Annotated in this window: 17 protein-coding genes and 1 tRNA gene; 7 read left to right on the top strand and 11 right to left on the bottom strand. The window is 61.1% G+C overall.

Translation table 11 applies throughout. The annotated features are described in order from the left end of the window. Nucleotides 1–20: 20 nt before the first annotated feature. On the bottom strand, nucleotides 21–773 hold the full coding sequence (locus tag GTP45_RS21595) for an HAD-IA family hydrolase (protein ID WP_161015908.1): 753 nt from the start codon (nucleotides 771–773) through the stop codon (nucleotides 21–23). Here GTP45_RS21595 and GTP45_RS21590 point away from each other — a divergent pair. After that, nucleotides 772–1,671 (top strand): TraB/GumN family protein, encoded by a 900-nt coding sequence (locus tag GTP45_RS21590; RefSeq protein WP_229258579.1) that lies wholly within the window; start codon nucleotides 772–774, stop codon nucleotides 1,669–1,671. The two genes, GTP45_RS21595 and GTP45_RS21590, sit on opposite strands and share 2 nt — an antisense overlap. Before the next feature lie 22 nt (nucleotides 1,672–1,693). Here GTP45_RS21590 and GTP45_RS21585 read toward each other — a convergent pair. Together GTP45_RS21585 and argB are read right to left on the bottom strand one after the other, a co-directional pair. Beyond that, nucleotides 1,694–1,768: transfer RNA gene (locus GTP45_RS21585), tRNA-Thr, on the bottom strand. Nucleotides 1,769–1,818: 50 nt separating this feature from the next. Continuing rightward, on the bottom strand, nucleotides 1,819–2,712 hold the full coding sequence (gene argB / locus GTP45_RS21580) for an acetylglutamate kinase (RefSeq protein ID WP_154358068.1): 894 nt from the start codon (nucleotides 2,710–2,712) through the stop codon (nucleotides 1,819–1,821). Between the two features lie 164 nt (nucleotides 2,713–2,876). Here argB and GTP45_RS21575 point away from each other — a divergent pair, with 164 nt between their 5' ends. Together GTP45_RS21575 and GTP45_RS21570 are read left to right on the top strand one after the other, a co-directional pair. Next, complete coding sequence (locus GTP45_RS21575) at nucleotides 2,877–3,074, top strand: cysteine-rich CWC family protein (RefSeq protein WP_161015907.1); 198 nt, start codon at nucleotides 2,877–2,879, stop codon at nucleotides 3,072–3,074. A gap of 61 nt (nucleotides 3,075–3,135) precedes the next feature. Beyond that, on the top strand, nucleotides 3,136–3,387 hold the full coding sequence (locus GTP45_RS21570) for a hypothetical protein (RefSeq protein ID WP_161015906.1): 252 nt from the start codon (nucleotides 3,136–3,138) through the stop codon (nucleotides 3,385–3,387). Here the strand turns inward: GTP45_RS21570 and GTP45_RS21565 are convergent, their stop codons facing one another. After that, nucleotides 3,388–4,575, bottom strand: a complete 1,188-nt coding sequence (locus GTP45_RS21565) for an extracellular catalytic domain type 1 short-chain-length polyhydroxyalkanoate depolymerase (RefSeq protein ID WP_229258578.1) — start codon at nucleotides 4,573–4,575, stop codon at nucleotides 3,388–3,390. 8 nt (nucleotides 4,576–4,583) lie between these two features. Beyond that, the gene (locus GTP45_RS21560) at nucleotides 4,584–4,997 is read right to left on the bottom strand and encodes a ribbon-helix-helix domain-containing protein (protein ID WP_161015905.1); all 414 of its coding nucleotides are present in this window, start codon (nucleotides 4,995–4,997) and stop codon (nucleotides 4,584–4,586) included. Nucleotides 4,998–5,085: 88 nt separating this feature from the next. Here GTP45_RS21560 and GTP45_RS21555 point away from each other — a divergent pair, with 88 nt between their 5' ends. From GTP45_RS21555 to GTP45_RS21540, 4 genes are all read left to right on the top strand, one after another. Beyond that, nucleotides 5,086–5,298 carry a DUF1289 domain-containing protein gene (locus GTP45_RS21555; RefSeq protein ID WP_161015904.1) on the top strand — a complete coding sequence of 71 codons (213 nt, stop codon included), beginning with the start codon at nucleotides 5,086–5,088 and terminating at the stop codon, nucleotides 5,296–5,298. Beyond that, a complete protein-coding gene (locus tag GTP45_RS21550) occupies nucleotides 5,295–6,203 on the top strand; it encodes an MBL fold metallo-hydrolase (protein WP_161015903.1) in 909 nt (302 codons plus the stop codon). Before GTP45_RS21555 ends, GTP45_RS21550 begins: the two co-directional genes overlap by 4 nt. Nucleotides 6,204–6,292: 89 nt before the next feature. Then, entirely contained in the window at nucleotides 6,293–7,246 is a 954-nt protein-coding gene (locus GTP45_RS21545) for an NAD(P)H-dependent flavin oxidoreductase (RefSeq protein WP_161015902.1), read from the top strand. 46 nt (nucleotides 7,247–7,292) lie between these two features. Next, nucleotides 7,293–8,483, top strand: coding sequence for a tetratricopeptide repeat protein (locus GTP45_RS21540; RefSeq protein ID WP_161015901.1), 1,191 nt, complete (start codon nucleotides 7,293–7,295; stop codon nucleotides 8,481–8,483). On the opposite strand, the gene GTP45_RS21535 is transcribed toward GTP45_RS21540, so the two are convergent. The 6 genes from GTP45_RS21535 to GTP45_RS21510 are packed head-to-tail and all read right to left on the bottom strand — an operon-like array spanning nucleotide 8,480 to nucleotide 13,919. Then, nucleotides 8,480–9,058 (bottom strand): hypoxanthine-guanine phosphoribosyltransferase, encoded by a 579-nt coding sequence (locus tag GTP45_RS21535; protein WP_161015900.1) that lies wholly within the window; start codon nucleotides 9,056–9,058, stop codon nucleotides 8,480–8,482. The genes GTP45_RS21540 and GTP45_RS21535 overlap by 4 nt on opposite strands. Before the next feature lie 56 nt (nucleotides 9,059–9,114). Next, complete coding sequence (locus GTP45_RS21530) at nucleotides 9,115–10,368, bottom strand: phenylacetate--CoA ligase family protein (RefSeq protein ID WP_161015899.1); 1,254 nt, start codon at nucleotides 10,366–10,368, stop codon at nucleotides 9,115–9,117. Nucleotides 10,369–10,370: 2 nt separating this feature from the next. After that, nucleotides 10,371–10,721 carry an MmcQ/YjbR family DNA-binding protein gene (locus tag GTP45_RS21525; RefSeq protein WP_161015898.1) on the bottom strand — a complete coding sequence of 117 codons (351 nt, stop codon included), beginning with the start codon at nucleotides 10,719–10,721 and terminating at the stop codon, nucleotides 10,371–10,373. A gap of 8 nt (nucleotides 10,722–10,729) precedes the next feature. Further along, a complete protein-coding gene (locus GTP45_RS21520) occupies nucleotides 10,730–11,539 on the bottom strand; it encodes an ABC transporter ATP-binding protein (RefSeq protein WP_161015897.1) in 810 nt (269 codons plus the stop codon). Next, a complete protein-coding gene (locus tag GTP45_RS21515) occupies nucleotides 11,536–12,840 on the bottom strand; it encodes an ABC transporter substrate-binding protein (RefSeq protein WP_161015896.1) in 1,305 nt (434 codons plus the stop codon). The genes GTP45_RS21520 and GTP45_RS21515 overlap by 4 nt, the downstream gene beginning before the upstream one ends. Nucleotides 12,841–12,860: 20 nt before the next feature. Further along, nucleotides 12,861–13,919 (bottom strand): branched-chain amino acid ABC transporter permease, encoded by a 1,059-nt coding sequence (locus GTP45_RS21510; RefSeq protein ID WP_161015895.1) that lies wholly within the window; start codon nucleotides 13,917–13,919, stop codon nucleotides 12,861–12,863.

The raw sequence follows: 13,919 nt of genomic DNA, 5'->3' as shown, positions 1-13,919 counted from the left end.
GTTAAATAAAACAGTGTTTGTCAGCGCAGGCGGTGCATACGCGCCGGCAGGTTCCTGACAGATTTTACTTTGACATCGACATAAGCGGGGCGAATTAACCTTTTTTGAGGATGGGCCAGGCCGGCCGTGTCGCCAATGGTCAGGTATTGCGTGACCCACGCGGTGCGCATGCCGATTTCGCGCGCGCTGCGCAGGTTGGCCAGCGTGTCTTCCACGAGAATGCAGCGGCCCGGCGTCAGGCGGTGATGGCGCATCAGTTTATGCAGCATCAGCTTGGACGGCTTGGGGCGCATGTGGCGATGCACGGTCATCGCTTCCACCGCCACGTGGTGCTGGAACTGGCGCTGCAAGCCGAGGTGGCGCAGCACTTGCGACGAGTAGCGGTGCGGCGCATTGGTCAGCAGGATTTTGCGGCCGGGCAGGCGGCGCAGCAGCTGCCGCAATCCGCGTTCGGCGCGGATCATGGATTCCAGATTGTCGAAGCGGTGGGTGGCATCCAAAAAGTGCTCGGCCTTGACGCCGTGGTGCTTGACGACGCCCAGCGTGGTGGCGCCGTAGCGCTGCCAGTACATGGTGCGGGTGGCGTTGACGACATCGTCGCTGGCAGGCGTGACGCCGTCGCCCAGCAAGCGCGCAAGGTAGCTGTTCATGCCGGCCATGATCGCGGGGAAGATGGCGTGCGACGCGTTGTGCAGCGTGTTATCGAGATCAAACAGCCATACGGGCTTGGAGCGAGTAATATTCACGTCAGACCTAACAATAAAGGAAACCATGCAGCGCCAAATTATAGTGATGTTCTGTAGTTTGTTCTTTTTTGTGCTCGGCCCATCTTGGGCGGCCGATCCGGCAGCAGTGCAAAATCGCGGCGCGTTGTTCAAGGTGCAGCAGGGCGCGCACACGCTGTATTTGTTCGGCACCATCCACGTTGGCTCGAAAGATTTTTACCCGCTGGAGCCGCGCCTTGCCGGCCTGCTGAAAAAAGCGCCGGTGCTGGCGCTGGAAATCGACCCGCTCGGCGATCCGCAAAAGCTGGCGCGCGCGGTGCAGCAGCATGGCTTAAGCAACAAGGGCTTGGTGGGCATGACGCCGGCCTGGCGCCAGCGTCTTGACCGCTTGCTCAAGCAGTACAACATCGAGCCCGAATCGGTGGCCGCCATGAAGCCCTGGCTGCTCGCCAGCCTGCTGACGGTGAGCGAGTTTGCGGCGCAGGGCTACGACGCCTCGTTGGCAGTCGATGCGCATTTGTCGAAACAGGCGCATGCCGCCGGCCAGAAAATCGTCGAGCTGGAAACGGCCGATAGCCAGATGGCGCTGTTCGACAAGATGACGCCCGCCGAGCAGCTGCTGTTCCTGCAAGAGGCCATCGCCGGCATCGAGGACAAGGAGCAGGCCGCGCAGGCGCGCGAGATCGCCGACGCGTGGCGCAACGCCGACGTGCAGGCGCTGGACGCGCTGGCGCTGAAGGCGGAGCAGGACGACACCTTCTCCGGCCGCTTCGTGCAGCAGGTGCTGCTCGATGGCCGCAATCCGGCGCTGGCCGACGGCATGATCAAGTTGATGGCGCGTGAGAACAACAGCGTGGCGGCAATCGGCGTGCTGCACCTGGTCGGCAAAACGAGCGTGCCGGAATTGCTGCGCAAGCGCGGGCTGTCGGTGGAACGTATCTACTAAGCGGGGAGGGTGCTGCGAGGAGTGGTGCCCTTGACGTGGATTGAACACGTGGCCTCTCCCTTACCAAGGGAGTGCTCTACCACTGAGCTACAAGGGCATTTTGAAAATGTGGCGGTTTCACCGAACTTCGGCGAGACCGCCTTTTTTTCAGTGAGACCGGATCATAGTGCCAAATGCCTGTTCGGTCAAGACTTCAAGCAATAAAGAATGCTCAATTCGTCCATCAATGATGTGGACGGTGTTCACGCCGGACTTGGCAGCGTCCAGGGCTGATGAAATTTTAGGCAGCATGCCGCCCGAAATCGTACCGTCGGCGAACATCTCGTCGATCTCGCGCGCCGACAGGTCGGTCACCAGGTTGCCTTGCTTGTCTTGCACGCCGGCGATGTTGGTCATCATGATCAGCTTTTCGGCTTTCAGGATTTCGGCGATCTTGCCGGCGACAACGTCGGCGTTGATGTTGTAAGCCTGGCCATCCTGGCCGAAGCCGATCGGCGAGATGATCGGAATGAAGGCGTCGTCTTGCAGCGCTTTCACCACGGCCGGGTTGATCGCCTCGATTTCGCCGACGAAGCCGATGTCCAGCGTCTGGCCCGGATTGTCCTTGTCCGGCATGGCCATCTTGCGAGCGCGGATCAGGCCGCCGTCCTTGCCGGTCAGGCCGACGGCCTGGCCGCCGTAGTGGTTAATCAGCATTACGATATCTTGCTGGACTTCGCCGCCCAGCACCCACTCCACCACTTCCATGGTTTCTTCGTCGGTGATGCGCATGCCTTGCACGAAAGTGCCTTGCTTGCCGATTTTTTTCAGGGCGTTGTCGATTTGCGGACCGCCGCCGTGCACCACGACCGGGTTCATGCCGACCAGTTTGAGCAAAATGACATCGCGCGCGAAGCCGTGTTTCAGGCGTTCGTCGGTCATGGCGTTGCCGCCGTATTTGATGACGATGGTTTTGCCGTGGTAATTACGGATGTAAGGAAGAGCCTCAGCCAAAATCTGCGCCTTGATCTGCGGAGCAACCGCGGTCAAATCGTCATTCATGCCTAAGTTCAAGTTGGTCAGTTGGGTCATGGCGAGTCCGGTAAAAGATTTTGGGCGCAATTTTACAGCCAGATGGCGCGTCAAGTACGCATTATAGGGCCATCTGGTTGTATTTTCTTGGAAGCTCGGCTACGCTGGCCGGTGATGATTGCCTTGGAAATAACATGAGTACTTGTTCGCGCTGCGGCGCGCAATTCTCCTGCGCCATGAAGGACGCCGATCCAGCGGCACCGGCGCTGCCCTGCTGGTGCACCACCTTGCCGCCAGCGGTGGCCGTCCCTTCCGCCCCCGGCGCCAGCTGCTGGTGCCCGGACTGCCTGAAGCAGCACATCATTGATCATCCCAAGCCCGACCTCGCTTGACAATCAAAGTGGCGCGGCAGACGATACTCACATCGTCCGCATCGTGCGGCTGGAGACCCAAATGGACAATGTCACCAGCATTCTTGCCACCCTGCAGCGTACGCAAGAACAAAACCACCTAGCCGTAATGGCGCAATTTGACGCCTTGCGTGACAAGATCGATTATGTCCAACGCTACACCATCGAGAGGATGGATCAGCTCGACGCTCGCCTCACCAACCGGATAGACCGGGTGTACTACTGGATGGTGGGATTCACCGTGACTAATGTTGTAGCGCTGCTCGGCATTGTGGTTCGCTTGGTTACCGGCTGATCAACTCACCGTACGGAAAAAGCGCAGCATTTCGCGGCTGGCGTTGGGGCCCTTGGCGTCAGTGTAGCTGCCGGAGGCGCTGCCGCCTGACCATGCGTGGCCGGCACCGTGGACTACCCAGTGCTCGCCCACCGGCGTGCCATCCGCCTTGAGGTGCGTGGTTTGCGTGTAGCTGTAGCCATCCGGCACCGTTCCCGATTGCACCGACGGCCGCGCGCCGCGGTGGTGGTGCAGCCGCTGCGCCATCACCTGCTCGCCGTTCACCGGGTTCACCGTGGTGTCATTATCGCCATGGAACACGATAATCGGCTGCGCTGGATTCCCGGCCTTGGCCGCCCGATGCACGCCGCGCTTCATCGCCGTCAGCGCCGACGGCAAATCCTGCGCCGATGCAAACGGCAAGCCTGAATGCACGCCCACCGCCGCAAACAGCTCCGGGTACAGGGTGCCCGCGATCACCGCCATCGCGCCGCCTGCCGACAAGCCGGCCACATACACCTGCCGCTCGTTGACCGGATATTCCTCAATAATCTGCTGCGCAATCCCGGCAATGATGGACGGCTCGCCTTGCCCGCGCTGCTGGTCGATCGCGTTGAACCAGTTCCAGCACTTGGAATGATTGGCCTGGGCGTTTTGCTCCGGGTAGACCACCAGGCAGCCCATCTCCTCGGCCAGCTGATTCATCTGCGTGCCGGCGGCGAAATCATCCGGGTTCTGCGTGCAGCCGTGCAGCATCACCAGCAGCGGCATGGCTTGGCCGTGGTAGCTGGCTGGAATGTACAGCTTGTAATTGCGGGTGCCGGCGTGATTGGTGTAGCTGCCACTAATAAATTGCGCCCCTTCCGTGACGGGCTGTGCCGGCGACGGATGCAGCAGCGAACCCAAATCGATGGCGTGGCCCAGATTCGCCTGCAAATCAATGTTGATGCCCATGCGGTTGAGAATATCTTGCGCATATTCGGCCGGATGAGTGGCCGGATTCGGCGTGTGCGCGGGCTCCGGCGCCGTGCTTGGCGCGGGCTCCGGCGCCGTGCTTGGCGCCGGCTCAGGCGTGCGTGGCGCGGCATTTGGCGGCGGCGGATTAATATCGCGCATGGACGGCCGTTCGAAAGCGCGCTGCAAAGGGATGCCCTTGTTGATTAATTGTTGCGCAGCTTCGCGCATTTGGGTGAGGAAATTGAGTTTCATGGCACTCCTTAGTGGATGCGCGGCGCCAGTGCAGTCTTGAGGACAGCGCTGGCATGCAGCGAACCGAGGACAAAAATGGATTCAATCGTCGCCAGCGCCAATTCGACCGAAACGTCGCTGGCAATGCTGGCCAAGCCCAGTACCTGTATTTGCAGCCGCTGGCCGGCCGCCTGGATCGCTTCCAGGTCGGCGCGCGAGTAATGCTGCATGCCCAGTACCAGGCTTTTACGCGCCACGGTCTGCTTGACCACCTCGGCGTGCTGGTTCAGCTGGTTGCGGATCGCAGTACGAATCAGGTCGGTGCGGTTCGAGTAAAACCCTTCCTGCACCAGCAGGTCAATCTGGCCTAAGTCGATCGGGCCCAGATTAATGGTGATTTTTTCTGATTCTGCGGTCTTCAGCTTTATTTCTTGCAAGGCCATTATTGTCTCCATCTAATCGCCATCTATATGGATGGTAGTCTACGCCGCAACCGCCCCAAGTCAAGCGGCTTCACGGCATAATGTCGCCATGAGTGAAGTAACCAACACAATCCCCTCCCCGGTGCCGTCGCCTTGCGTCAGCCTGTGCAAAATGGACAGCGAGCGCCGCTATTGCATGGGGTGCTTGCGCACCATTCCTGAAATCGTGGCATGGGGCAAGGCCGATGACGATTTCAAACGCGCGGTCTGGGCCGAATTGCCCGAGCGGCGCGCCACCGTCCATTTCGACGAGGAAGAATGAACGCCCTGCCGGATTCGATACAGGTGTTTGAGCGCGGTTGGCTCTCGTCCAACAACATCATGCTGCTGGGCCGGCACGACACGGCGATTATCGATACCGGCTACGTCAGCCACGCGCAACAAACGCTGGAGCTGGTACGGCACGCGCTGCATGGCCGCCATCTCGATCAAATCCTCAACACCCATCTGCATTCGGATCACTGCGGCGGCAACGCCATCTTGCAAGCCCATTTCGGCTGCAAGACCTCGATCCCGGTGGCGGAGGCGGAAAAAGTCCGGCACTGGGACGTCGAAGCACTGAGCTTCAAGGCCACCGGCCAGCGCTGCGACCGCTTCACTTTCGACGCCACCATCGCCCCTGGCGAGGTGCTGACATTGGCGGACATGGAATGGCAAGCGCTGGCCGCACCCGGCCACGATCCGCACTCGCTGATCTTCTACTGCCCGCAAGAGAAAGTATTGGTCTCGGCCGACGCACTGTGGGAAAACGGCTTCGGCGTGATCTTCCCCGAGCTGGACGGCAAGTCCGGCTTTGCCGAGGAGCGCGCCACGCTGGATCTGATCGCCGGCCTCGATGTGAACGCGGTCATCCCCGGCCACGGCGCGCCGTTCACCGATGTGGCCGGCGCCGTGGCGCGCGCCCGCTCGCGGCTGGACTACCTTGCCGCCGACCCGCTGCGCAACGCGCAGAACGCGCTGAAGGTGCTGCTCAAGTTCCTGCTGCTGGAGCGCCAGCGCATTCCGCTGGCTGATGTGCCGGTGCTGCTGACCTCAATGCCGGTGTTCGCGGCGGCCAATAGCAACTTCCTCCAGCAGTCGCCGGACGACTTGGGCAAGTGGGCGGTGGCGCAGTTGGTGCGCGGGGCTGCGGCCCGCGTCGAGGGTGAGTACTTACTCAACGAATAAACTAGAGTAAGCTCTCCAGTTTCTGCACGGTCGTACTATTTTCGATCTATAATCGTTTGAACCGATTAACTCACGTCAGCGAGCACGCCATGACCCTGCCTGCAGTCTTGCAAAACCTCTCCCTCCCTGTCATCGCTTCCCCGATGTTCATTGCCAGCGGCCCTGCGCTGGTGGCGGCACAATGCAAGGCCGGCATCGTCGGCTCCTTCCCGGCGCTGAACGCGCGCCCGGCCGAGCTGCTGGACGTGTGGCTGACCGATCTGCAAAAAGAACTGGCGGAATTCCAGGCCGCCAACCCGGACAAGCGCGTCGGCCCGATCGCCGTCAACCAGATCGTGCACCAGTCCAACGACCGCCTCGCGCATGACGTGGAAGTGTGCGTGAAGCACCAGATCCCGATCATCATTTCCTCGCTGCGGGCGCCGCCGAAAGAGATGCTGGACGCCATCCACAGTTACGGCGGCATCGTGCTGCACGATGTGATCTCGATCCGTCACGCGGAAAAAGCGCTGGAAGCGGGCGTCGATGGCCTGATCCTGGTGGCCAGCGGCGCCGGCGGCCACGCCGGTACGCTGTCGCCGTTCGCGCTGGTCGGTGAAGTGCGCAAGTTCTTCAAAGGCCCGATCGCCCTGTCCGGTTCGATTGCCACCGGCGATGCCATCCTGGCGGCGCAGGCCATGGGCGCGGATTTCGCGTACATCGGCTCGCGCTGGCTGGCGACCAAGGAATCCAACGTCAGCGACGGCTACCGTGAGGCCATCGTCGAATCGACCGCCGCCGATATCGTCTACTCCAACCTGTTCACCGGCGTGCACGGCAATTACCTGAAAAAATCCATCGTCGCCGCCGGCCTCGACCCGGACGCGCTGCCGACCGCCGACAAGACCGCCATGAACTTTGGTTCCAGCAGCGCCAAGGCATGGCGCGACATCTGGGGCGCCGGCCAAGGCGTGGGCTTGATGGACGACATCCCATCGGCCGGCGAAATGGTCGAACGCCTCAAGCGCGAATACGACGCCGCCCGCGCCCGTCTGGCACTGTAATATTTTTCAGATAAGATGTCCGTTCAGATAACAACTGGACGGAATCATGAAGAAACTCATAGCGCTGTTGCTGGCGCTGGCATGTACGGTGGGCCGTGCGCAGGGGCTGGTGCCGATTAACGCCGAGGCGGAGGCGCTGATCCACCAAGGGCATTTGTTCCAGGCGCAGGGCAAGTACAAGGATGCGTTCGAGAAGTTCTCGGCGGCGGCGCAGGCCGATCCAGTTTCATCCCTGCCGCTGTCGAGTCTTGCCGGCATGCTGTTGCGGATGTCGCAGCAGATGCAGGGGGACGACGCGGCCAAGCTGCGGCAGCAATCGGAAGGTCTGGCGCGGCAGGCGCTGCAAATGCATGCCAGCGATGCGGTGGCGCAGGAAGTGCTGCGTGAACTCAGCGATGACAAGCCGCTGCCGCTGCACGAGCCAACACCGGAAGCGGCAGCCGCGCTGCACGAGGGCGAATTGTTGTTCAACCAGCGCAAGCTCGATGAAGCGCTGGTGCACTACGAGCGCGCCGCGGCGCTCGATCCCAAGTATTCGGTGGCGTGGATTTACGCCGGCGACTGTTTCTACTTCCAGAAAAAATACGCCGAGGCCGAGCAGCGCTTCCGCAAGGGCGTGGAGGCCGAGCCGCTCAATTCGCAGGGCTGGCGCTTCCTCGCCGATGCGCTGGTGTCGCAGGACAAGCCTGGTCCCGCCGAGGGCGCGCTGATGAGCGGTATCGCCGCGCAGCCGAGCCAGATGCCGAACTGGATCAAGCTTAATCAGCTGCGCAGCATGAGCGGCTTCCCGCTGACGTCCCTGAACCTGGTGCGCAAGGCGAGCGCTGAGCTCGACCCTGCCACGCGCACCTTGCATTTGCAGATTGATCCATCGCTAAAATCGCTAGATCCGGCCAAGCAGCCGGACGCCGGATTCTGGATGTCGCTGGCAACGCAGCGGGCGGTTGAAGACAAGGCCGCGCGCGAGGGCAAGGCCAGCGTTACGCCGTTTGCCACGGAGGCCGAAGCATGGCGCAAGGCGCTGGCGATTGCCGACCAGCTGTCGGCCAAGGGCGGCGGCGAGTTGCAGGATCCGGCGCTGAAAACCATGCAGCAGCTGGCCAAGGCCGATCAGCTAGAAGCTGCGCTGCTGCTGTTGCAGTACAAGGAATCGTGGCGCGCCGAGTTTGAAACGTGGAAGACGGCACACCCGGAAGGCGTGCGCAAATTCATCGACGCCTATCAGCTGCGCCCTTAACCCTTGGCGTCAGGATTGTTAATCGCCCACAGGCCCGGCAGGTTGCGCCAGTAGCCGTAAGCGTCCATGCCGAAACCGACCACGAAGCGGTTCGGGATGGTGATGCCGACGATGTCCGCCTTCACCGGCTTGACCTTGCCGATCGCCTTGTCCGCGAACACGGCGAGGATCACTTCCTTCGCGCCCATGTCCAGCAAGCGCTGCTTGACGTGGGCCAGCGTTTCGCCTTCGTCCAGGATATCATCGAGCACGATCACGGTGCGGCCGCTGACGTTCGAGCGCGGCACCACTTTCCACACTACCTCGCCGCCCTTGTCCTCGTCGCCGTAGCGGCTGACGTGGATGTAGTCGAATTCCAGCGGGAAGGTCAGCTGCGGCAGCAGGTTGCCGGTGAAGACCACGGCGCCGCCCATCACGCCCAGCACCAGCGGGAACTCTTCGGCATCGGGCTGGTTGTAGCGGGCATTGAGCGTGTCGGCCATGGCGCTGACAGCGTTGTCGACGTCCTGCTTGGTGAACAGTTCTTCGGCGCTCTCCAGCAGGGCGCGGGCGCGGTTGTGGTGGAAGTCTTGCATGATCTTTTTGTTAAAAACGAATTTAAAAACGAATGAAGACCGATATTATCCCTCAATTACGTATAGTCGCGTATGTCGGCTATCACCTTGCCGTCATTGGGCAGACTGCCCACGGCGACAAACTGCACTTCGCCGCGTAGCTTGGTCAGGGTGCGGATTGATTCAACAATGGCGGCGTCGCTGGCGCTGGCAGGATCGGCCACTTCGCAATGCAGCGTCATCGCCTCCTGCGCGATCTGGCCTGATACCACGAGGCGCGCTTTCACAATCTCCGGGTGGCGGCGCGCAATGTCGTGCACCTGCGACGGATGAACGAACATGCCACGGATTTTGGTGGTTTGGTCGGCGCGTCCCAGCCAGCCCTTGATGCGGGTGTTGGTGCGGCCGCAGTCCGATGGTGGCGCGTCGGCCATAATCGCTGACAGGTCGCCGGTGGCGAAGCGGATCAGCGGGTAGTCCGGGTTGAACACGGTGACGACCACTTCGCCTACTTCTCCCGCAGGTACGGGCTCGCCGCTGCCGGGGCGAACGATTTCGAGGATCACGTCTTCATCCAGCACCATGCCGGGATCGCGCATGTCGCCGCTGCGCGTTTCGTAGGCGATGCTGCCGATATCGGCGGAAGCATAGGATTGCAGCACCTGCGGCACGCCATGTTCGGCCAGCCATGTGCGCAAGGACTCCGGCAGCGCTTCGGCGCTGACCAAGGCGCGCCTGATGCTGCTGATGTCCGTGCCCAGCTCCTGCGCTTTCTCGATGATGATCTTCAGGAAGGACGGCGTGCCGACGTAGGTGTCCGGCCGCAGCGCATGGATGGCTTGTACCTGCATTTCGGTTTGGCCGCTGCCGGCCGGGATCACTGCACAGCCCAGGCGCGCTGCACCGCCGTCCACCATGAAGGCGGCCGGCGTGAAGTGATACGAGAAACAGTTTTGCAGCAGGCTGCCGGGGCGCACGCCCGCCGCGTACAGTGGACGAGCGAAACGCCACCAGTCAGCGCTGCGGCCTTCAGGATCAAAGATTGGGCCGGGCGACATGAACACGCGTGCCAATTGGCCGACCGGCGTGGTGTTCAAGCCGCCGAACGGTGCTTGCAGCTCTTGCAGCGCGTGCAGGTCGGACTTGCGCGTCACCGGCAGCGTCGCCAGCGCGGCGCGGCTGCTGATGTCGGCGGCGTTGACGTCCTTCAGAATGCGCGACCATCCTGCCGCCGCCTTGGCGCGTGCCACCAGCTGTGGCAGGCGCGCCATCAACTCGCGTTCGCGCTGTTCCGGCGGGCGGGCTTCCAGGCTATCGAAAGTGTCGGCCATGTTTATATTCCTTGAATTTCGCGTTGCAGCTTCTTGGTCAGTTTGGCGAATACCAGCTCGTAGGATCGCTGCAGCAGCTCGGCCACTTCCGTATCGCTGATCGCTTTCGGATCTTCGATGTAGACCCACTTGGCGCGCGCCAGGTAGGGGGCCGGAATGATGCCGGGGCGGTCGGTCAGTTCCAGGAAGCGGTCGTCGTCGACCTTGAAGCTGATGCCACGCTCGCTGCCATCGGCGCCGGTCACGGCGAACATTTTTTCGCCGATGGAGAACACCAGATTGGTTTCCCACTTGATGTCTTCTGTGGCGCCGGGTAGTTTGCGGCAGTAAGCCTTGGCCTTCGTCAGATTCATCGTGTTCCTTATGCCAGCCAGCGCTTGCGGCGCCGGTAGAATTTCATGTCGCGGAAGCTCTTGCGGCCCGCACCGGAGACGCCGAGGTAGAACTCTTTCACGTCCTCGTTGCAGGACAAGTCGGCCGCCGCGCCTTCCATCACCACGCGGCCGTTTTCGAGGATGTAGCCGAAGTCCGCGTAGCGCAGCGCGATGCTGGTGTTTTGCTCGGCCAGCAGGAAGGACACGTTCTCCTTGCTGTTCAAGTCCTTGACGATGCCGAAGATCTCCTCAACGATTTGCGGCGCGATGCCCATTGATGGCTCATCGAGCAGAATCATGGAAGGCTTGGCCATCAGCGCGCGGCCGATGGCGCACATTTGTTGTTCGCCGCCCGAGGTGTAGCCTGCTTGGCTGCTGCGGCGTTCTTTCAAGCGCGGGAAGTAGTGGTAGACCTTTTCCAGCGATTGCTTGAGTTCTGCGCGCGAGTCGGTGCGGGTGTAGGCGCCGGTCAGCAGGTTTTCTTCGATGGTCAGGTGGCCGAAGCAGTGGCGGCCTTCCATCACTTGCGACAGGCCGCGCTTGACCAGTTCATTCGGCGTGAGATGGTCGATGCGTTCGCCCTTGAACTGGACCTCGCCCTTGGTGACGTCGCCGCGTTCGCCGCGCAGCAGGGTGGAGATGGTTTTCAGCGTGGTCGATTTACCCGCGCCGTTAGCGCCCAGCAGGGCCACGATCTTCCCCTGCGGGACTTGCAAAGAGACGCCTTTCAGCACGAGGATAACGTGGTCGTAGATAACTTCCACGTTATTCACAGACAGGTACGGAGTGGTGGTCATTTCATGCATGCCGGCGTGATTTTTTTCTCGGCCGCGTAGGCAGCGGAGCTTTCCTCCAGCAGCTTGCGGGTCAAGGCCTTGTCGCCAACGATCCAGTTTGGCGTGATGGCGTTCCACTTCTTGCCGTCCCATTGCTGGACTTTTACCGCGCCCGAGCCTTCATGATCGTCGCAACTGGTTTTCACCGATGGCAGCATGCCAAATGCACCGACGGCTTTCAAGCGCGCTTCATCCACATTGAGGTTTTCCAGCCCCCAGCGCATTTGCTCGCCAGTTATGCGCTTACCTTTGCCGAACTTCTCCTGCGCGGCGCGGATCGCCTCTACCCACAGAATGCCCGCGCTCACACCGCGCATGTGGTACACGCTGCCGATGCGCGATGCGTCGGCCAGGTTGCCCTTGCCGTCGGCATAGAGTTTTTTGCGGATCTCGTCCATCACCGGGTAATTGCCTGGCGTGTTGAAGGTCATCGCGCTATAGCCCTTGGCCGCATCGCCGGTAGGTACGGTATCTTCTTCCGAGCCGGCCCACCACACGCCGAGAATTTTCTCGCGCGGGAAGCCGTTGCGCTGCGCGGTCTTGATGGCGACCGCATTCATCGAGCCCCAGCCCCACAGAATCACGTGATCGGGGCGCGCCTGGCGAATTTGCAGCCATTGCGATTGCTGCTCGCTGCCTGGCGGTGTGACCGGAATCTTGATCAGTTCAAAACCGTGCTGCTTGCTCAACGCCTCCAGCACCGGTAAGGGTTCTTTGCCGAATGCCGAGTCGTGATACAGGTGCACGATCTTCTTGCCTTTCAGTTTATCGATGCCGCCTTCTTTATCGCCGAGGTACTTGATCATGGCCGCAGCCTGATTCCAGTAGCTGGTAATCAGCGGGAACACGTAGGGGAACACTTTGCCGTTGGCGGCATCCGAACGGCCGTAGCCGATCATCGTCATTGGAATTTTATCGACAGCGAGGCGATCGAGAATTCCGTAAGCCACGCCGGTGGACAAAGGCTCCACCAAAGTTGCGCCGCCGTTCTTGGTTTTCAAACGCTCGTAGCACTCCACGCCGCGCGATGGGTTGTATTCGGTCTCGCACTCTTCCCACGAAATCTTCACGCCATTCACGCCGCCTGACAAATTCACCAGGTTGAAGTAGTCGATGATGCCGCCATAAAAGCCCGAACCGCCCGCCGCATAAGGGCCGACGCGATACGAGGGAAGGGCGATGTACTGTTCCGCAGGCTGCGCGATGGCGGTGCCGCTGGCAGCGAGTGTGATTCCGGCGACGATGGATGAAAAGCGTTTCATAGTGTGTCTCCTCTGATTTTTTAATGGGGGAACGGCCACAGACGCAACTTCTCTTTACCTATTTGCCACAGGCGCGCAAGGCCGTGAGGCTCGACGATCAGGAAAAATATAATCAACGCGCCGAACACCATCAGCTCCAGGTTGGAGGCGACGCTGGTCGGCAGCGCAAGGCTATGCGCAACGACATTCAACAGCACCGGCAGCAGCACAATAAAGGCCGCGCCGAGGAAAGAACCCAGTACCGAACCGACGCCGCCGATGATAATCATGAACAGAATACGGAACGACAGATCGAGGTTGTACGCTTCCGGCTCCACGGTGCCGAGGTAGGCGTATGCGTACAGCGCGCCGGCTACGCCGCAGTAAAAGGAACTAACGGCAAACGCCAGCAGCTTGGTGCGCATCAGGCGGAAGCCTATCACTTCGGCCGCCACGTCCATATCGCGCACCGCCATCCATGAACGGCCGACGTTGGAGCGGATCATGTTCTTGGCCAGCAGCGCCATCACGGCCACCACGGCCAGCACCAGCAGGTACTTGCGATCCGGCGTATCAAAGGCGTAGCCGAGGATGACGATGGGCTGCGCGGTAATCACGCCGGAGCTGCTGTAGTTGGTCAGGTAAGGAATCTTGGTCAGGCACCAGACCACGAAGAACTGCGTGGCCAGCGTGGCAGCGGCCAAGTAAAAACCGCGGATACGCAACGACGGCAAGCCAAACGCAATGCCGACCAGCGCCGCGCTCAAGCCGCCCAGCACAAACGCCAGCAGCACTGGCAGGCCCGGTATGCGCAGGATGAAGTTATACGATGCAAACGCGCCGACTGCCATGAAGGCCGCCGTGCCTAGCGATAGCTGGCCTGCGTAGCCGGTCAGGATGTTCAGTCCAAGCGCCGCCAGCGAAAAGATCAGGAACGGAATCAGAATCGCCGACAGTGCGTACGGCGATGCGACCAGCGGCACCACCACGATGGCGATCACCAGCAAGGCAAGCAGCGCAAGGCGGTCTTGCAGGATCGGGAAAATCTGGCCGTCGGCTTGATAGCTGGTTTTGAATTGTCCTGCTTCGCGATAGAGCAT

This window comes from Duganella rivi, from assembly GCF_009857435.1.
Classification (GTDB): Bacteria; Pseudomonadota; Gammaproteobacteria; order Burkholderiales; family Burkholderiaceae_D; genus Rugamonas; species Rugamonas rivi.
The sequence above is the reverse complement of the archived record's forward strand: the minus strand, read 5'-3'. Positions and strand labels throughout refer to the sequence as shown.